This is a genomic window from Pseudomonas sp. DSP3-2-3, from assembly GCF_049898225.1.
Lineage (GTDB): Bacteria > Pseudomonadota > Gammaproteobacteria > Pseudomonadales > Pseudomonadaceae > Aquipseudomonas.
In genome coordinates, this window is the sequence record NZ_JAFCXH010000010.1 from 163553 (window position 1) to 182297 (window position 18745).

General features: G+C 59.1%; 17 protein-coding genes. 4 read left to right on the top strand and 13 right to left on the bottom strand.

Annotated features, from left to right (window positions below; all coding sequences use genetic code 11):
* Positions 1–45: 45 nt before the first annotated feature.
* Genes ACP7E4_RS14060 through ACP7E4_RS14100 form a run of 9 tightly spaced genes read right to left on the bottom strand, consistent with a single transcriptional unit; the run spans position 46 to position 8791 of the window.
* Complete coding sequence (locus tag ACP7E4_RS14060; RefSeq protein WP_426114572.1) at positions 46–1122, bottom strand: protein-glutamate methylesterase/protein-glutamine glutaminase; 1077 nt, start codon at positions 1120–1122, stop codon at positions 46–48.
* Positions 1088–1612, bottom strand: a complete 525-nt coding sequence (cheD, locus tag ACP7E4_RS14065) for a chemoreceptor glutamine deamidase CheD (protein ID WP_426114574.1) — start codon at positions 1610–1612, stop codon at positions 1088–1090. Before cheD ends, ACP7E4_RS14060 begins: the two co-directional genes overlap by 35 nt.
* Entirely contained in the window at positions 1609–2415 is an 807-nt protein-coding gene (locus ACP7E4_RS14070) for a CheR family methyltransferase (RefSeq protein ID WP_426114576.1), read from the bottom strand. The genes cheD and ACP7E4_RS14070 overlap by 4 nt, the downstream gene beginning before the upstream one ends.
* 28 nt (positions 2416–2443) lie before the next feature.
* Positions 2444–2983 (bottom strand): chemotaxis protein CheW, encoded by a 540-nt coding sequence (locus ACP7E4_RS14075; RefSeq protein ID WP_426114578.1) that lies wholly within the window; start codon positions 2981–2983, stop codon positions 2444–2446.
* Between the two features lie 38 nt (positions 2984–3021).
* Positions 3022–4680 (bottom strand): methyl-accepting chemotaxis protein, encoded by a 1659-nt coding sequence (locus ACP7E4_RS14080; protein WP_426114580.1) that lies wholly within the window; start codon positions 4678–4680, stop codon positions 3022–3024.
* Between the two features lie 30 nt (positions 4681–4710).
* Positions 4711–6843: a chemotaxis protein CheA gene (locus tag ACP7E4_RS14085; protein ID WP_426114582.1), complete on the bottom strand. Its 2133-nt coding sequence runs from the start codon at positions 6841–6843 to the stop codon at positions 4711–4713.
* 46 nt (positions 6844–6889) lie between these two features.
* On the bottom strand, positions 6890–7180 hold the full coding sequence (locus tag ACP7E4_RS14090; RefSeq protein ID WP_426114584.1) for an STAS domain-containing protein: 291 nt from the start codon (positions 7178–7180) through the stop codon (positions 6890–6892).
* Positions 7181–7194: 14 nt separating this feature from the next.
* Positions 7195–7563 carry a response regulator gene (locus ACP7E4_RS14095; RefSeq protein ID WP_065836390.1) on the bottom strand — a complete coding sequence of 123 codons (369 nt, stop codon included), beginning with the start codon at positions 7561–7563 and terminating at the stop codon, positions 7195–7197.
* 10 nt (positions 7564–7573) lie between these two features.
* Complete coding sequence (locus ACP7E4_RS14100) at positions 7574–8791, bottom strand: methyl-accepting chemotaxis protein (protein ID WP_426114587.1); 1218 nt, start codon at positions 8789–8791, stop codon at positions 7574–7576.
* Positions 8792–9121: 330 nt separating this feature from the next.
* Between ACP7E4_RS14100 and ACP7E4_RS14105 the strand changes: the two genes are divergently transcribed.
* Positions 9122–10117, top strand: a complete 996-nt coding sequence (locus ACP7E4_RS14105) for an aldo/keto reductase (RefSeq protein ID WP_426114589.1) — start codon at positions 9122–9124, stop codon at positions 10115–10117.
* Here ACP7E4_RS14105 and ACP7E4_RS14110 read toward each other — a convergent pair.
* Positions 10080–11063 carry a LysR family transcriptional regulator gene (locus ACP7E4_RS14110; RefSeq protein WP_426114591.1) on the bottom strand — a complete coding sequence of 328 codons (984 nt, stop codon included), beginning with the start codon at positions 11061–11063 and terminating at the stop codon, positions 10080–10082. The genes ACP7E4_RS14105 and ACP7E4_RS14110 overlap by 38 nt on opposite strands.
* A 98-nt stretch (positions 11064–11161) precedes the next feature.
* On the opposite strand from ACP7E4_RS14110, the gene ACP7E4_RS14115 reads away from it, so the two are divergent.
* Entirely contained in the window at positions 11162–12337 is a 1176-nt protein-coding gene (locus ACP7E4_RS14115; protein ID WP_426114593.1) for an aspartate aminotransferase family protein, read from the top strand.
* 26 nt (positions 12338–12363) lie between these two features.
* Here ACP7E4_RS14115 and ppnN read toward each other — a convergent pair whose 3' ends face one another.
* The 3 genes from ppnN to ACP7E4_RS14130 form a co-directional block, all read right to left on the bottom strand.
* Entirely contained in the window at positions 12364–13737 is a 1374-nt protein-coding gene (ppnN, locus tag ACP7E4_RS14120) for a nucleotide 5'-monophosphate nucleosidase PpnN (RefSeq protein WP_426114595.1), read from the bottom strand.
* 309 nt (positions 13738–14046) lie between these two features.
* Positions 14047–16005: a DNA topoisomerase III gene (locus ACP7E4_RS14125; RefSeq protein WP_426114597.1), complete on the bottom strand. Its 1959-nt coding sequence runs from the start codon at positions 16003–16005 to the stop codon at positions 14047–14049.
* A gap of 126 nt (positions 16006–16131) precedes the next feature.
* The gene (locus tag ACP7E4_RS14130; protein WP_426114599.1) at positions 16132–16488 is read right to left on the bottom strand and encodes a metalloregulator ArsR/SmtB family transcription factor; all 357 of its coding nucleotides are present in this window, start codon (positions 16486–16488) and stop codon (positions 16132–16134) included.
* Between the two features lie 212 nt (positions 16489–16700).
* Between ACP7E4_RS14130 and ACP7E4_RS14135 the strand changes: the two genes are divergently transcribed.
* Positions 16701–17984, top strand: coding sequence for an arsenic transporter (locus ACP7E4_RS14135; protein WP_426114601.1), 1284 nt, complete (start codon positions 16701–16703; stop codon positions 17982–17984).
* 12 nt (positions 17985–17996) lie between these two features.
* Positions 17997–18710 (top strand): arsenical resistance protein ArsH, encoded by a 714-nt coding sequence (gene arsH, locus ACP7E4_RS14140; protein WP_426114603.1) that lies wholly within the window; start codon positions 17997–17999, stop codon positions 18708–18710.
* Positions 18711–18745: the final 35 nt, after the last annotated feature.

Consider the following 18745-nt stretch of genomic DNA (forward strand, 5'->3'; position numbering starts at 1 on the left):
CCACTAATAACGCCTTATGGCGTCACGCCGCAGCGAATCACGCGCCTATTTACGCAAAATTGCCTGATGAATTTCCTGCAGTGGCAGGATCCGCTGAGCGGCATTGAGTTTGATAGCTTCCTTGGGCATGCCGAAAACCACGCAGGTTGCCTCGTCCTGAGCGACCGTCGCGCCACCGGCGTCGAGTATTTCCTTGAGCCCCCTTGCGCCGTCATCGCCCATGCCGGTCATGATGATGCCGGTTGCGTTGCGACCGGCAAACTTCGCCACCGAGCGAAACAGCACATCCACTGAGGGACGATGCCGATTTACCAGCGGCCCATCGATCACCTGGACGTGATAAAACGCGCCGCTACGGGTCACCATCATGTGCTTGCCGCCGGGGGCAATCAGCGCCAGACCGGGAAGAATGCGGTCATTGTTTTTCGCCTCGCGCACCTCGATCTGGCTCAAACCGTTGAGCCGCGCGGCAAAGGACGCGGTGAATTTTTCCGGCATATGCTGGACGATGACAATGCCGGGACAGACCCGTGGCAGCGCGGTCAGCACCGCTTCCAGCGCCTGAGTACCGCCGGTGGACGTGCCCATGGCAACGATACGTTCGGTGGTCTGGGCCATGGCCTGTCCGCTGGCGGCCGGCAGAATGGCATCAGCCGACAGCCGGGTGGACGGCGTCAGCTGCACAGCGGCTGGCCGCTTGCCCAGATTCCTGACATTGACCTGGGCGGCGGCCCTGATGGCCGATACCAGTTCAGCCGCCGACTCAAGGAGAAAGTTTTTCAGCCCGCTGGTGGGCTTGGTGATGATTTCCACCGCGCCTGCGGCCAGTGCCTGCAAGGTGGTTTCCGCGCCTTTCTGAGTCAATGACGAGCAGATCACCACTGGGGTTGGGCGCTCGCTCATGATTTTCTTGAGGAAGGTAATGCCATCCATTCGGGGCATTTCCACATCCAGAACGATGACGTCCGGCCATTCCCGGGCCAGCTTGTCCATGGCGAAAATAGGATCGGAGGCGGCGCCCATGACATGGATGTCCGGCGTCTCACTGAGAATCGCCAACAAGACCTGACGAACCACTGCCGAATCGTCAACCAACAGTACATTTATTTTTTTCGTGGCCATTGTTCGTACTTGTCCTGATTGGTTTGTGACTAACCCACACATGGCCGGTGCCGATGTCGAAAATAATGTTCCGGTGCCCCGTACTGCCCATGTCGTGGGCGATCAGGTCGAGGTGGTAGTGGTCAGCCATTTTCAGCGCGGCGCTGATATTCATCCGCGCGACATCATTGAAATGCAGATGCTGGCGCAAGGCCGGAAACATCTCGCCGCCACCGAACAATTTCAGCTGGTAATCCTCGGCAACAGTGCCGTGCGCCACTGCCTGACCGATGAATAACTCAATGGCTTCGTCACCGTACTTGCCGCTCAACGCCTCGGATTTACGCACGCGGCTGGGCAGCATGAAATGACACATGGCGCCGATTTTACGCACCGGGTGCCAAAGGGTTATGGCAACACAAGAGCCGAGGAGGGTGCGCAACTGGACCGCACGTGTTTCGAAATGAAATTCGCCCGGGGCCAGAAAATGTTCTTCGGCAGCAATTTTCATGGCTTGCGATAAATGGAGGGTGCCACCAACTTCAGGGCATCCGAGACACCATTCAGGCTTTCTGAATGGCTGACGATGAAATAGCCACCGGGCTTGAGTCTGGGAATCAAACGGGCGACGACGCGGGCCTTGGTCGGCTGATCGAAGTAGATCATCACGTTGCGCAGGAAGATGACGTCAAATTCGCCCAGTTCAGGCAGCGTTTCGTTGAGGTTCACCTGCAGGAAGTTGACCCGGTTACGCAGTGCTCGATCAATCAGAAAAGTCCCGTGTTGGCGGCCTGTGCCCTTGAGGCAGTATTTCACCAGCAATGGCTGGGGCAGGGTGCCGGCGCGTTCCATTGGATAATGACCTGAGCGCGCCTTGGCCAGGACCTGGGTGCTGATATCCGAGCCGATCACCTCCCACGGCGTAGTGCCCAGGCCTTCGGCGAGGGTCATCGCCAGACTGTAGGGTTCTTCCCCTGACGAACTGGCGGCGCTCCACAAGCGGAACGTCTTGCCCGGTGCAGCATTGGGCAGCACATGCTGGCGCAGGAAGTCGAAATGCTTGGGCTCGCGAAAGAAATAGGTTTCGTTGGTGGTCAGCAGGTCCAGCGCCACCTGCAGTTCATCGGCGCGCTGGCCGCTCATGATCAGCTTGAAGTAGTCGCCGTAGCTGTCCAGTTCGTAATGCCTGAGACGCTTGAACAGGCGGCCGGCCACCAGCGCTTTTTTCGCCGATGACAGATTGATACCGGCAGCCTGATACAGCCAGGACTGGAACTGGTTGAATTCGATATCGTTCAACGCTGATGCACTCACGGGGCGTTCCTTGCTCGCTAGTGGTTATTTAACGCGCGTCGGCTTCGCTTGACGACGCGTGGTCGGTCTCGGCAAGTCGCGACATTTCATCGATGGACAACACTCGACCGACTTCCAGGACGATGACGAATTTGCCGTCGACCTTGGCCATTCCGCTGATGAAGTCAGCGCGAATCCGCGCGCCGAAGCTCGGCGGCGGCTCGATTTGCGACGCGGGTATTTCCAGTACTGCAGACACCGTATCGACCAGCAGCCCGATATCCTGCGGCTGGCCATCCTCGGCGCTGGCTTCGATGATCACCACGCAACTGCGGCGGGTAATGCCCGAGTCAGGCCGACCGAACCGCGCCGACAGATCCACCACCGGAACGACGGCGCCGCGCAGGTTGATCACCCCGCGCACGAAGGCCGGCATCATCGGCACGACGGTCAGATTGCCGTACTCAATGATTTCCTTGATGCCCAGGATGCCGATGGCGAACATCTCCGTGCCGAGCATGAAGGTCAGGTATTGCGCCTCCTCTTCGACGGGGGGTGCGACTTGACGTGTTGTGGTTATGGCGCCCATGCCTTACTCCTTTAAGCGAACCCTGTGATAGCCAACGATCAGAATCGGGTAAATTCGGATTCGTCCGGCGCACTTGCCATGTTGTAGGCGAACGCTTTGGTCGGCGCCTGCACGGGTTGACGCAGCGGTTTGCGGCTGGAGTTTCCAGGCGTTTTGTCGAGTCTTGATGGCTGGCTGGCTGACTTGGCCGGCGTGTCCAGAGTGAAGAAGCTCATCGCCTGTTGCAGTTGCTCGGCCTGACTGCTCATTTCCTCTGCGGTAGCGGCCAGTTCCTCGCTGCTCGAAGCGTTTTGCTGCGTGACCTGATTCAACTGGGTCATGGCCGTGTTGATCTGCGCAACGCCTGACGCCTGTTCTTCCGAAGCGGCACTTATTTCCTGAACAAGGTCCGAGGTCTTATTGATTGACGGCACCATTTCGCCGAGCAGCTTGCCGGCTTTCTCGGCCATGTCGACGCTGCTGGAAGACAGCTCGCCGATTTCCTGAGCGGCCACCTGGCTGCGTTCTGCGAGTTTGCGAACTTCCGCCGCCACCACCGCGAAGCCTTTGCCGTGCTCACCGGCGCGTGCCGCTTCAATCGCGGCATTGAGCGCCAGCAGGTTGGTCTGATACGCGATGTCGTCAATGATGCTGATGCGTTGGGCAATCTTCTTCATGGCCACGACGGTCTGTTGCACCGATTCGCCGCCGTCGGTGGCTTCCTTGGCGGCCTTGCTGGCCATGCCGTCGGTAACCTTGGCGTTCTCCGTGTTCTGATTGATGCTGGCGCTCATTTGCTCGATAGAAGCACTGGTTTCCTCGACGCTGGCAGCCTGTTCGCTGGTGGCCTGGCTCATCGATTGCGCGGTGGCGCTGACTTCTTCAGACGCGCTGGCCAGGTTGTCTGCGGCGTTACGTACTTCACCGATGATGTGCGAGAGCTTGCCGACCATGTTCTGCATAGCCAGCAGCACCATGCCGGTTTCGTCCCTGGAGCTGATTTCGATGCGCGCGTTGAGATTGCCTTCGGCCAGTTGTTCGGCGACTGAAGCCGCTTGTTTGAGCGGGCGGGAAATGATGCGCGAGATGAACAGGGCGAGTCCCAATCCCACCAGCAACGCGACGATAAGGGCGGCGACAATGGAAATTCGCGCGTTCAGGTATAGGTTGGTGCCTCGGGTGCTGGCCCCTTCAGCTCCTGCATCGTTGAGCTCGACCATTTTCTGCAGGGCAGCGGTGACCAGGTCAAAAGTACGTTTTGATTCGCCTCTGATCAACGTCCGGGCTTCGCTGTCCAGACCCTGCTGAGATAGGGCCAGCAGGTTTTTGCTCAAGGCCAGATAGGCTGCCCAGTCAGTGACGGCAGTGTCGTACAACTGGCGCTCTTCAGGGCTGGAAATCAGCTTCTCGTAGGTGGCCAGACGGGTTTCGAACTGTTTCCTGACCTCGACGGACTCCTGTTCGACGGTGGCTTTTTCCTGAGCGGTATCGGCAGTGATGTAGCGGTTTTCCTTGAGGCGGAAGCTCGCCGCATAAAAACGCATGCCCGATGCCGCACGCATGGCCGGCATCCAGTTTTCGCGAATCTCCGTCGAGGCGTCATTCACGTTGCTTAGCTGGAAGATCGAGAACACGCCCATGACTGCGGTCAGCGCCAGAACCGTGAGAAATGAAGCGATCAATTTAGTCGCGATTCTGAGATCGTAAAACCATTTCATTGGGTGGTACTCCGTGTAATTGCGTAGACGTCAGCGGCCATTGGCTTGCAGGGTGGTGAGAGTTGCGGCGTGAATTGAGGTGTAACGAGGTTCCAGCTGAACGATTTGCGCGAGCAGCGCCGGTACATCAAGAATCAATGCCACGGCGCCACTGCCGAGAATGGTCGAGCCGCTGATGCCGCGCAGGGCGCCAAACAGCTTGCCCAGCGGTTTGATGACGGTCTGGAATTCGCCGAGCAGATCGTCAACCACCAGACCCGCCTTAAGTTCGGCATAGCGCACCACCACCACGTTCTGCCGACGGGCAGCGGGACCTTCGTGATTAAAGTGGTCGCGCAGGTAAACCAGCGGCAGCACCTCGCCGCGCAGATCCAGGTAACCCTGCTCACGTCCGATCTGTCGATCAGCCTCGTTGAGTTCGATGCATTCCTGAACCATGTCCAGCGGGATGACATACGTGGACTGACCGATGCTGACCAGAAAGCCGTTGATGATCGCCAGCGTCAGTGGCAGGCGAATGCGCACCACGGTGCCTTGGCCGGGCTTGCTGTCCAGGTCCACGGTGCCGCGCAGGAGCGTGATATTGCGCTTGACTACATCCATGCCGACGCCGCGCCCGGAAAGATTGGTCACGGCCGCGGCGGTGGAAAAGCCCGGCTCGAAAATAAGGTTGTAGATTTCCTGATCAGTCAGGCTCGCGCCGCTGGCGATCAGGCCGCGCTCCTGGGCTTTTTCGAGAATGCGCTCGCGGTTCAATCCGGCGCCGTCATCGGCGATTTCAAGGACGATGCTGCCGGAATCGTGATAGGCGTTCAGATGCAAGTGACCTTTGCTTGGCTTGCCGGTCGCCAGACGTGCTTGCGCGGTTTCAATGCCGTGGTCCATGGCGTTGCGCAACAAGTGCATCAACGGATCGCCGATTTTCTCGACGACGGTCTTGTCCAGCTCGGTTTCCGCGCCGCTGATGATCAGGTCGATGTCTTTGCCGAGTTCCTGGCTGACGTCGCGCACCACCCGCCGAAAACGATTGAACGTGTCGCCGATGGGGATCATGCGCAGGCGTAAGGCGCCATCGAGGATTTCTTCGACCAGGCCTGATACCGTCGACGTCGATTCCTGCAACGGATCATTGTTGCAGGTGCGTGCCAGCAGGCTGGCGCCAGCACTGGCGATCACCAGTTCGCCCACGAGGTTGATCAACTCGTCCAGTTTGTCGGCGTTCACCCGTACATAGCGGCCGTCCTTGGCTTTGTTTTCAACCGGTGCAGCGGATTTTTCGGGGGCAATCTGCGCCGGCAGACGCGACACCGCTCGCTGGTCTGCCAGGATTTCACCCGTCGCGACCAAACCTGTGCCTTGAACGGAGTTGACCTGTGACTGAGCCAGCAGTTGGGTGTCTGGGAAGGTATCCGCGCCGACGTCGAGCGCCGCAACGATTTCGATCTGGCAGTCTTCGCGCACGAAATCGAACACTTCATTGATCTCGGCATGCGTCGCGGCAGAGCGGAACTCGATGTCGAAGCCCAGATAACAGGATTCCGCGTCCCAGGCATCCATGCCAGGCATGCCGTCGGACAGTGTGACGATTTCGACGGTTTCGCCGAGGGTGTTGAGGTAGCGCAGAAACGAAAGCGGATCCATGCCGTTGCGGAAAACGTCTACGCCAAAACGCAAGCTGATGTGCCAAAGCGACGCGCTGGCAGGGTGGGCGGCGACATTTTCAACGGCAGGTTCTTTGCGGGGCGATGTATCCAGAGCCGCGCCGGGGGCCTGATAGTTTTGCAGGGCCTGGCGCAGCGCTGATTCCCGGGCCAACGCCGGGGCCTGCAATTGCGCTCCCTGGCTGGCGACGACGTCAATCAGCTCAAGCATGTGGTCGCCGGATTTGAGAAGCACCGCGATGAGTGCTGCATCCACGCTAACGCTGCCTTCACGCAACCGGTCCAGAACGTCTTCGACGATATGGGTGAAGCTGACAATAGCGTCCAGCCCGAACAGTCCGGCAGAACCCTTGATAGTGTGGGCGGCGCGAAATACTGCGCCGATGGCATCATCGTCGTCGGGCTCGTTTTCCAGTTGCAGCAGCGACTCTTCCATCGCCTGCAACAACTCGCGAGCTTCGAGGATGAACGTTTGTTGTGCCTGATCAAGGTTAATGCTCACGCTCATTTCCTTTGACGTGTGTTGCAGGATGCGCACCGACAGGTCGCTAGATAGCTTCGGCCAAATTGCACAGTTCAAGCGTTTCCATGACTGCCTTGCTGCGGCCCGTCAGAGTCAAGTCGGTACCGGCTCGGGTTGCTTCGCGGCTGGCGAGAATCAGTAGCTGCAAGCCTGCACCATCGATTTCGGTAACTTGCGACAGGTCGATTTCCATGCGCGGGGTTCCTCCCAGGCGTGGCAGCAATTGCGCGGCTAGTTCGGCGGTGGTGTAGATCGTCAGTTCACCGTCGATATGCACGCGCGCGGTGTCATTGGATGTCTCGCACTGAAGTGGCATGGCAGCCTCCGTTGTCAGGGCAGGATCAGCTTGGAAACTGCCGCCAGCATCTGCGCGGGCTGGAAAGGCTTGACCACCCAGGCTCTGGCGCCAGCGGCCTGGCCTTCGAGCTTTTTCGATTCCTGGGATTCGGTGGTCAGCATGATGATCGGCGTGAATTTGTAGTTGGCCAGCTTCTTGACCTCCTTGACGAAGGTGATGCCATCCATGTTGGGCATGTTCACATCGCTGATGATCAGGTGTACTTTCTGACCATTGAGCTTGCCCAGCGCATCCTTGCCGTCACTGGCTTCGATCACGTCATAACCGGCACTTTTCAAGGCAATACCGACGACCTGCCGAACACTGCTGGAGTCATCGACAACCAATACACTTTTAGCCATGAGGCTCTCCTTAAAAGAAGGTAATTTCCTGTGAATTCTGCTGTGCGCCAGTGCCGCCACGGTGGGTGTGACGCTGTTCGTCAGTGGCGTAGGTGGCTTCCATTCGTGCCAGCCAATCGCGGGCATTGAGGGGTTCGGTCTGTTCTGGCGACTGGCTGACCTGCTGCAGATGCGCGTGCAGCGAATCAATGTTGTCGCGCACGTGAGTCAGGATCTGGCTGACCCGGTCCTGGAATTGCAGGCTGACCAGAACGTCGGTGAGTTCGTCCCGAATACCAAAGCTTTCCTGTTGCAGCATTTCAGCGGATTCGGAAAGGCGCTGGGTGACGGTCTTGAAACGCTCCAGTACCTGCTGGATGCTGCTTTCCGAGGTCGCAACAGAGTTGCTGTCCTGGTCGGCGCCACTTGAGGCTGCCTGCACCAGTTGGGTGATGGCGTTGTTGATGATGTCGACTTTGGCGGACATCTGTTGTCCGGTTTCGCTGGATTTGCTCGACAGGCTGCGCACTGCGTCAGCGACCACGGCAAAGCCACGTCCGGCTTCTCCGGCACGAGCTGCCTCGATGGCGGCATTGAGCGCGAGCAGGTTGGTTTGCGCGGCGATTGCCGCCACGTCGGCAGCCATTGTCCTGAGCTCACCGGTGTAGGCGGTCAGATTGCGCACTTGCGTCAGGGTTTCATCGCGACTGGTTTGCGTCGCCTTCAGCGAGTCGATGACTTGCACCAATTCGCCGTCACTCTGGGCCAGCGCATGTTGTGCGCCACCGGCGCTGTGTCCGGACAGTTCACCCGCAGCCTGCTGAGAGGCGTGAACGGTATCCTGCAAACGCGAAGAAATACTGGTGAACCGGGTGGCCAGCGAGACGATTGCGGTTTCGGTCTGCTGGCGCGAGCTTTCAACCTGCTTGGCCCAGATGGGCATTGCGCCGAGAAACACTTCATTGAGTTGTGCCGCGGATTTCAGCGTAGGGTTTTCGCTGGCCTGCTGCTCGTGCAACGCAACAGCACTGGCGACAGCTTCATTGATTCGGGCGCGTTGTGAGCGGGTGCTCCACCAGCAGGCAGCGAAACCAATGGCCAGTATTGCAGCACCGAAGGCCAGGCTTTGACGCGTTGGGCCATCAAGCGTTAGCGTGACGATTGCAGCGGCAATGGCGGGAAGTTGTGGAAGCCAGAGGAAGGGCACATGGACTTTTTGGGATGAACGAGCGTTTTGGCCGGGCATCATGGTTCAATCCTTGAACAGTCACACATTCGAAATAATGCGATCAATGAGTTATCTGCTCTGCCGATCCAGACTTTAGGCCCAAGGGGGGACCGGTCGTCTGATCGTTTGCAACAGCGTTCATCATCAGTCACTGGCATGCAGGCTCCTTATGACCTGTCAGGCCGAAGTAGGGACGTTCAAGGCAGGATGATGGCACATAGCCATAAAAAAAGCTGTGCGATCAATCGGCGTGATCAAAGGTCCACATTCGCAAGCAACCGTGACCAGGCATTACTGCTGGGTCGGCGTGCGTCAGTCAGTTGTTGTCTTTCCAATCCGAGGAGAAACACCATGCAATACCGTCAATTCGGCAACACTGGCCTCAGTGTTTCCCGACTGTGTCTGGGTACCATGACGTTTGGGCTGCAAACCGACGCGCAGGTGTCGCACCAGATCATCGACCGGGCGGCCGAGGCCGGGGTCAATTTCATCGATACCGCTGATGTGTATCCCCTGGGCGCAAAACTGGACAGCGTCGGCCGCACCGAGGAAATCGTCGGCAGCTGGCTCAAGGGCAAGCGCGACAATTACATTCTGGCCACCAAAGCGTGCGGGATAATGGGCGAGCAGGCGTGGCAGCGCGGCGCTTCACGCAAGCACTTGCTCAGCGCCATTGAAGCGTCGCTCAAGCGCCTGAACACCGATTACGTCGATCTTTACCAGCTGCATTCGGACGACCCAGGCACGCCGCTCGAAGAAACTCTCGAAGCGCTGGATATCATCGTCCGCCACGGCAAGGCGCGTTACATCGGCGTCTCGAATTTTCTGGCTTATCGGCTGGCACGCATGCTGGGTCGTGCCGATTTCCTCAAGCTGACCCGCTTCGTGTCCGTCCAGCCGCGCTACAACCTGCTGTTCCGCCAGATCGAACGCGAGCTGTTGCCGCTGGCTGGTGAAGAACGTCTGGCAGTGATTCCCTACAACCCCTTGGCTGGCGGATTGCTCACCGGCAAGCACACCCACGACAAGGCGCCTGCCGAGGGTCGATTCACGGCAACGGTAGGCAAGGCTGGCGAGATGTACCAGCAGCGCTACTGGCACGAGCGGGAATTCCAGAGCATCGCCAAACTCAAGGAAGTGATTACCCAGGCCGGTAAACCGATGACCACGACGTCAGTGGCCTGGGTGCTGGCCAATCCGCTGGTGACCTCTGCGATCATTGGCGCCAGCCGTCCTGAGCAACTGGACGATACGCTGGCGGCGGCGGATTTTGTGCTGGAGGCGGAACTCAAGTCCCAGCTCGATGACATCACCCATGAATATCGCTGGGGTGATGCGGCGCGTTAAAGGCCGTGGATCGTGGATCAGGTCGCACTGTTTCGGCAGATGCGGGCCTGCTCCACAGCTCCATGGCGAAATCCACGAAGCAACGCAATTTCGGCGAACGGTAGCGATCTTGCGCATACATCAAATGCATCGGGCGACAGGGGAGCTGGTACTGAGGCAACAGCGCAATCAGGCGGCCGTTCTGCAAATCTTCTTCGATCAGTGCGTCCGGCATCATCGCGATCCCGGCACCGGCGCGCGCGGCCTTGTGCAGACCTGACGACGTATTCATGGTGATCGGTCCGCTCACGGGCACCAGCACTTCACCTTCCGGCCCGGTCAGGCGCCAGTGTTTTTCCACGGAACTCCAGTCGTCGCCTGCCGGATAGGCGAAGGCGAGGCAGTCATGATGCTGCAGATCCATGGGCTCGGTCGGCGTGCCGCGACGTTGCAAGTAGTCCGGCGAAGCACAGATCGTCAACATGTAGTCCTCAAGCGGACGGGCAATCAGGCTCGAATTTTCCGGCGTGCCAAGCCGGATGGCGGCATCGAAGCCATGACCGATCAAGTCCATTCGCTCGTTGCTGAACACCACGTCGAGTCTGATCTGCGGGAAACGTCTGGAGAACTCGGTCAAGGCTGGCGCCAGTCGCTCGTTGCCGAACGTAAACGGCGCGGTGATCCGCAAAGTACCTTTGGGCACTGCCTGGGCCTGTTCGGCCAGCTGTTCGGAGTCGGCGACCAACCCGAGCACTTCCAGACAACGCTGGTAATAGGACTCGCCGAACTCGGTCAGCCGCTGACGTCGTGTGGTGCGGTTGAGCAGGCCGACCCCGAGCCGCTGCTCAAGGGCCCGCAAGTGATTGCCGACCATGGTTGTCGACATCCCGCACTCAAATGCGGCTGCGGTCATGCTGCCGGTTTCGACCACTTTCACGTACACCGACATCGCCTGGAATAAGTCCATTATCAAGCCTGACTTTAAAATGAATGGAGGATTTAGCGGTTTATCCAGCTGAGGTGGCTAACGATACTGGAAATATCAACCGACTGGAGCTTTATGCCATGACCGCCGCCTGCCTGATGACCACTTATAAACCGCTGGCCTTGAGTTTCGTTAAAGGGCTGGGCACGCGTTTGTGGGACGAAGCAGGGCGCGAATACCTGGATGCTGTCGCGGGGGTGGCGGTAACCAACGTTGGCCACTCCCATCCGCGTCTGGTGGCGGCGATCAGCGAACAGGCCGGGCTGTTGTTGCATACGTCCAACCTTTACAGCATTGACTGGCAGGACCGTCTGGCGCTGAAGCTGACCACGCTTGCCGGCATGGAGCGGGCTTTTTTCAATAATTCCGGTGCCGAGGCGAACGAAACCGCATTGAAGCTGGCGCGGCTCTACGCCTGGCACAAAGGCATCGAAAAACCCTTGGTGCTGGTCATGGAGGACGCTTTCCATGGACGCACGTTGGGTACGTTATCCGCCAGTGACGGACCTGCGGTACGCCTGGGTTTCAATTCACTGCCGGGGGATTTTCTCAAGGTGCCGTTTGGTGACCTGGACGCTCTGGACAAGGCTTGCACGACTTACGGGCATCGCATCACGGCGATGCTTGTCGAGCCGATCCAAGGCGAAAGCGGTGTCCAGTTGGCGCCACCGGGATATCTCAAGGCCCTGCGGGATCGCTGCACGCGGCGTGGCTGGTTGCTGATGCTCGACGAAATCCAGACTGGCATGGGCCGTACTGGCCAATGGTTTGCTTTCCAGCACGAAGGCATCGTGCCGGATGTGATGACCCTCGCCAAAGGCCTTGGCAACGGCATTCCCATCGGCGCGTGTCTGGCTCGGGGTAAAGCTGCGCAGTTGTTTACCCCCGGCAGTCACGGCAGCACCTTCGGGGGTAATCCACTGGCGTGCCGCGTTGGCTGTACCGTGGTGGATATTCTTGAGGATCAGGCACTGGTGGACAACGCGCGGGTGCAAGGCGAACGCCTGCTGGCCGGGTTGCGTGCAGCGTTGAGTGACCACCCTGATGTGCTGGCGATTCGTGGCAAAGGCTTGATGGTCGGTATTGAACTGGTGCGGGCGCTGCCCGACCTGGCGCTGATTGCAGCGCGGGATCATGGCTTGCTGCTCAACGTGACGCGCGGCAAGACGATCCGTTTGTTACCGCCTTTGACGGTCAACGCACAGGAGGTGGACGCCATTGTGCAGGGCGTATGCCAGACGCTCGCGCCGAACTGAAGTCCGGCGCGAGCGAATGGGTGCGGTCAGGTCACCACGCGATAGCAGGGCACGTAGGCCGCGCCGCCGGGGAGTTTCATGCGGTGTTGCTCGACGAAGGCATTCAGCAGGCGGTCCAGTGGTTGCATGATCGCTGCATCGCCATGGATTTCGTACGGCCCATGCTGTTCGATCAGACGGATGCCCTTGTCCTTGACGTTACCCGCGACGATCCCGGAGAACGCTCGGCGCAGATTCGCCGCCAGGGTGTGTGGCGCAAGATCGCGGCTCAGTTGCAGGCTGGCCATGTTTTCATGGGTCGGATCGAACGGACGCTGGAAGCCGGCGTCGATTTTCAGCAGCCAGTTGAAGTGGAACGCATCGTTGCGCTCGCGGCGGAACTGCTTGACCGCCCTCAGGCCCAGAGTCATTTCCCGGGCAACTTCGGTCGGGTCGTCGATGATGATCTGGTAGTGGGCTTGTGCCGCTTCGCCCAGGGTCGCGCCGACGAAAGCGTGCAGTTGTTGCAGATAAGGCGCGGCGCTTTTCGGGCCGGTCAGGATGACCGGGAACGGCACATCGACGTTGTCCGGGTGCATGAGGATGCCGAGCAGATACAGGAACTCTTCTGCCGTGCCCGCGCCACCCGGGAAAATGATGATGCCGTGGCCGACGCGCACGAACGCTTCAAGACGCTTCTCGATATCCGGCAGGATCACCAGTTCGTTAACGATCGGATTCGGCGCTTCAGCGGCAATGATTCCCGGTTCGGTCAGGCCCAGGTAACGGCCACCATTGATGCGTTGCTTGGCGTGGGCGATGGTTGCGCCCTTCATCGGACCTTTCATGACGCCGGGACCGCAGCCGGTGCAGATGTCCAGACTGCGCAGGCCCAGTTCGTGACCAACCTTCTTGGTGTATTTGTATTCTTCGGTGTTGATCGAGTGTCCGCCCCAACACACCACCATCTTCGGTTCCAGGCCTGGACGCAGGGTGCGGGCATTACGTAGCAGGTGGAACACGTAATCGGTGATGCCTTGCGAGCTTTCCAGGTCGATGCGTTGGCTGTCCAGTTCGCTTTCGGTGTAGACGATATCGCGCAGGGCACTGAAGAGCATTTCCCGGGTGCTGGCGATCATTTCGCCATCTACGAACGCATCGGCCGGAGCGTTGAGCAGTTCCAGGCGCACGCCTCGATCCTGCTGATGGATGCGAACTTCGAAGCTCTCGTAAGCCTCAAGAATGGTCTTGGCGTTATCGACATGAGCGCCGGTGTTGAGGATAGCCAGGGCGCACTGGCGGAACAGGGTGTAGATGCTGCCGGAGCCGGCGGCGCTGAGTTGCTGGACTTCACGCTGTGAAAGTGTTTCCAGGCTGCCTTTTGGGCTGACCGACGCATTGATGACTGGTCTTGGTAGCATTCTTTATTCCTTGAAGGGATACCGCTTAGGTTGTTCGACCCAGGGGTATCTGATAGTGAGTGCCCGGCGCGGTCGTGTGTTTCGCCGATAGCCGGGCGAGCAACAGGCTTCGTTGTCAGATCATCGGGGGGCCAGGGCCATCACCACGCTGAAGTCTGGCAAACGAGGCCAGGAAAATCGTTCTCCTCGTCCTTTGGAGATGCCGCACATGAAGGGCTTGTATCAGTCAGGGCCAGCCATTGAACTGGCGATTCAAGTGAACGTCAACTCCATGCAAGTGATTGAACACACTCGCATCCTACTCCTGATTCAGGTCTTGCTGGCAGCCCCGGCGACACGCCGTTTCTTAGCCGTCGTCGGTGTCGATGCTTTGCGTTTCCCGGTCTTGCGCTTGTTCTTCCAGGGTGTCGCGCCTGCGGCGGGGCTCGCGGGTCCGCTGATGGTCAGGCGCAGCCCCAGGCAACGTGTCACCTGTTTGCTCATCCAGGCGCTCTGTTTGGCGACGAACTCCTCCAGACTCATCTCGCCGCTTTGCACCATGTCCAGCGCCTGCTCCCAAATGGCCGTGGTGCCGGGGTCGGCAATGGCGCGGGGCACCGCATCAATCAGGCCAAAAGCGGCGGCAGTAGCTGCCAGCGCCTTGCCGTGCTTGTCCAGATAACCACGGTCGAGCAAACCCTGGATGATTCCGGCGCGAGTCGCTTCAGTGCCGATGCCGGTGGTGTCCTTGAGCTTTTGCTTGAGCAGCGGATCTTCAACCAGCCGGGCGACGTTTTTCATCGCCTTGATCAGATCACCTTCGGTGAACGGCTTGGGCGGCTGCGTCCACATATCCTTGAGATTGACGTTGGCGACTGCGCAATCGCAGCCCTGGGTCAATGCTGGCAGTGGCTGTGGAGCGGGGGCTTCGCGGCCCTTGGCAGGGGCAAGCGCCTCGGGCAAGGCGCGTTTCCAGCCGGGTTCGACAATCTGTTTGCCGACTGCCCGCAAAGCTTGCCCGGCGCAATCAAAGTCGGCCTGGGTGCGATCGAATTCGTGGTTGGGCAGAAACTGCGCCAGATAGCGCGCACGAATCAATGTGTAGACGGCCCGTTGCTTGCCCACCAGACGCCCGAGATCCCGGACTGCAGCGGTAGGAATAATGCCGTGGTGAGCGCTGACCTTGGCATCGTTCCACGCCCGTGAGCGTCGACTCGGGTCCAGATGCGGGAGCAAGTCGCTTAACGCCGGATCGGCCCGGCCCAGCGCAGCAAGGATCGCCGGCGCTTCGCTGTGTTGGCTCAGGGGCAGGAAACCGCAATCGCTGCGCGGGTAGGTGATGACTTTGTGGGTTTCATACAGCGCCTGGGCGATGTCGAGGGTTTCCTGCGCGCCAAGGCCGAGTTTTTTCGAGCAGATTTCCTGCAGGGTGCCGAGGTCGAAGGGCAGGGGTGCTGCTTCGCGTACCCGTTCGGTTCGCAGCTTGATCAGGCGCGCGCTGGTCGCCTCGCTTATGCTGGTGGCGGCCTGTTGCGCAACCGACTGGTTCAGGCAGCGGTCCTGATCGTCGCAAACGTCGGGATCCGCGCGCCATTGCGCGGTGAAGGTCTGGCCTTGATGCTCCAGCTGGACATCAATGGCCCAGAAGGCGACCGGGACGAAATCGGCGATGCTGCGGTCGCGATCCACCACCAGCCGCAGGGTTGGCGTTTGCACGCGGCCCACTGGCAATACGCCTTGATACCCTGACTGGCGACCGAGGAGGGTGAACAGCCGGCTCATGTTCATCCCGATCAGCCAGTCAGCCCGCGACCGTCCAAGCGCAGAGTGATACAGGCTGAAGGTTTCGGCGCCGGGCTTGAGTGCGGCCAATGCCTTGTGAATCGATGCGTCGTCCAGGGCCGACAACCACAAGCGTTGGATCGGCCCGCGATAACGGCAGTGGTCGACCAGTTCCCGGGCGATCATCTCGCCTTCCCGGTCGGCGTCAGTGGCGATGACCAGCTCCGAGGCTTCCCCCAGCAAGCGTTTGACTGCCTTGAATTGACTGGCGGTGCGCGGCTTGACGAGCATTTTCCATTTTTCCGGAATGATCGGCAGGTCTTCGAGGACCCAGCGCTTGTAACGAGCGTCGTAGGCATCCGGTGGTGCGGTTTCCAGAAGATGACCGATGCACCAGGTAACCGTCGCGTTCGGCCCCACCCAGCAGCCATCGCCACGTCGGCTCGCACCGAGCACGGCAGCAATGTCTTTGGCTTGGGAAGGTTTTTCACACAGGAACAGCCGCATAAGCACCGTCGTTTTCACGCTTATCGAAGGTGTACAGCATGCGCAGTGATCAGCTTTTGGGCAACCTTTATCTGTATGGATATACAGATAAAGGTTGTGGGACGTTGCCGCATCAATGCGTGTTGATCAGCAGCAGGCTGCCGCACGTTCCGGTCGGTTGCCCATGGCGTTGAGGCGTCCGGAATCCGGCGTCAGCCAGTGTTTGTTGGCGTTGAGCGTCGTGTGCAAGATCTCGCTTACCCAATCCGGAAGGTTCGGATGCAAGCGGTAATACACCCATTGGCCCTGGCGTCGATCCGCCAGCAGCCCGCATTCGCGCAGCACTGCAAGATTACGGGAAACCTTGGGTTGGCTCTGGTTCAGCGCGCAGGTCAGTTCGCACACGCAGAGTTCCTGCTCGCCGGTGATCAGCAGCATCATGCGGACACGGTTTTCATCAGCCAGGCATTTGAAAACAGTGGTGGGGGTCAGGTGATCGGCCATCGCAGCCTCGGTATCAATCAATGGCGGGACTTTAAAGGATGTACTTTGGCAAATATACGATTTTGTCAATGAGTCCATGGAAGTCGATCAGCCATGTTCAGCGGAATCACCATTAAAGTCGCTGATTTTTCTGACTGTAACGACATCTGTAATTCCGTATATATGAATTATCGAATATGATCGTCCGCCATCGACGCGCATTGAGCACACCCATGCTGACGGCATCACTGATTTTTCTGGCAACGATCATCTTCGTCATCTGGCAACCCAGAGGTCTCGGGGTTGGCTGGAGCGCCGCAGCTGGCGCATTGGTGGCCCTGGCCACAGGCGTGGTCGGCCTCGGCGATATTCCCGTGGTGTGGAACATCGTCTGGAATGCCACGGCAACCTTTATCGCCGTGATCATCATCAGTCTGTTGCTCGATGAAGCGGGCTTTTTCGAGTGGGCGGCGTTGCATGTGGCGCGTTGGGGCAAAGGGCGAGGGCGGCGCTTGTTTGCTTTCATCATTGTGCTGGGTGCCGCTGTGTCGGCGTTGTTTGCCAATGACGGGGCCGCATTGATCCTGACGCCCATCGTCATTGCCATGCTTACGGCGCTACGCTTTTCGCCTGCTGCCACCCTGGCGTTTGTGATGGGCGCTGGGTTTATTGCCGATACGGCCAGCCTGCCGTTGGTAGTGTCGAATCTGGTGAATATCGTTTCGGCCGACTATTTCCATCTTGAGTTCGGCGAGTACGCATCGATCATGCTCCCGGTGGATCTGGTCAGTATCGCCACCACTCTGTTGATGCTGCTGTGGTTCTTTCGCAAGGAAATCCCCGCAACCTACGACGTGTCGCAACTCAAGCAGCCCGAAGAGGCCATTGTCGATCGTGCGACGTTCGTGGCTGGCTGGTGGGTTCTGCTCCTGCTGCTTGCAGGCTTTTTCATCGGTGACCCGTTGGGAGTGCCTATCAGTGCGGTAGCGGCGAGCTGCGCGTTGTTGCTCTATGTGATTGCTGCCCGGGGACATGCCATCGCCACCGGCAAAGTGCTCAAAGGGGCGCCATGGCAGGTGGTGATATTTTCCCTGGGCATGTACCTGGTGGTTTACGGCCTCAGCAATGCCGGATTGACTCATTACGTCACGGAGATTCTGAATGTATTTGCCGGACACGGCGTCTGGGCGGCCGCCTTCGGCACTGGTTTCCTGACCGCGATCCTGTCTTCGGTCATGAACAATATGCCGACCGTACTGATCGGCGCGCTGTCGATCCAGGCCAGCGATTCCACGGATGTCATTCGCCAGGTCATGGTTTACGCCAATGTGATCGGCTGCGATCTGGGGCCGAAAATCACCCCCATCGGCAGCCTGGCAACGCTGTTGTGGCTGCACGTGCTGGCCCGCAAGAATATCCGCATTACCTGGGGTTATTACTTTCGGGTTGGCGTGGTGATTACCGTTCCAGTGCTCGCCGCGACACTGGCGGCGCTGGCTATCAGGCTTGGTTTTTAAACAGGAGGACGTATGGACGATTTACTGCCCAATCTCGATTCAGCGTTGATCAGCGATCCATCGCTGTTTGAACAGCGTGATCAAACGCAGTGGACTCACAAACCACGGATTCTGCTGTTGTATGGCTCGAATCGGGAGCGCTCCTTCAGCCGCCTGATGGTCGAGGAGGCTGCGCGTTTGCTGGAGCATTTCGGTGCCGAGACCAGGGTCTTCGATCCGTCGGGGCTGCCCATGCCCGATGACGCGCCGGACAGCCATCCAAAGGTTCAGCAATTACGCGAACTGATGGTCTGGTCCGAGGGCCAAGTCTGGTGTTCGCCCGAGCGGCACGGTGCCATGAGTGCGGTGTTCAAGGCGCAAATCGACTGGGTCCCGCTGGCCATGGGCGCAGTCCGGCCCACGCAAGGCAAGACCCTTGCGGTGATGCAGGTGTGCGGGGGTTCCCAGTCTTTCAATGTGGTCAATCAATTGCGTGTGTTGGGCCGCTGGATGCGCATGTTCACGATTCCCAACCAGTCGTCGGTGCCCAAGGCTTTCCTGGAGTTCGATGAGCAATGTCGAATGAAGCCTTCGTCGTTTTATGATCGACTGGTGGATGTCATGGAGGAGTTGGTGAAGTTCACCTGGATATTGCGCGAGCGTCAGGAGTTCCTGGTGGATCGCTATTCTGAACGCAAGGAATCCGCCGAAGAACTGTCCCGGCGCGTCAATCAACCTTCTATTTAGTCAGCAACGCGCGGCGCGATTCAGCTTGCGCGCGA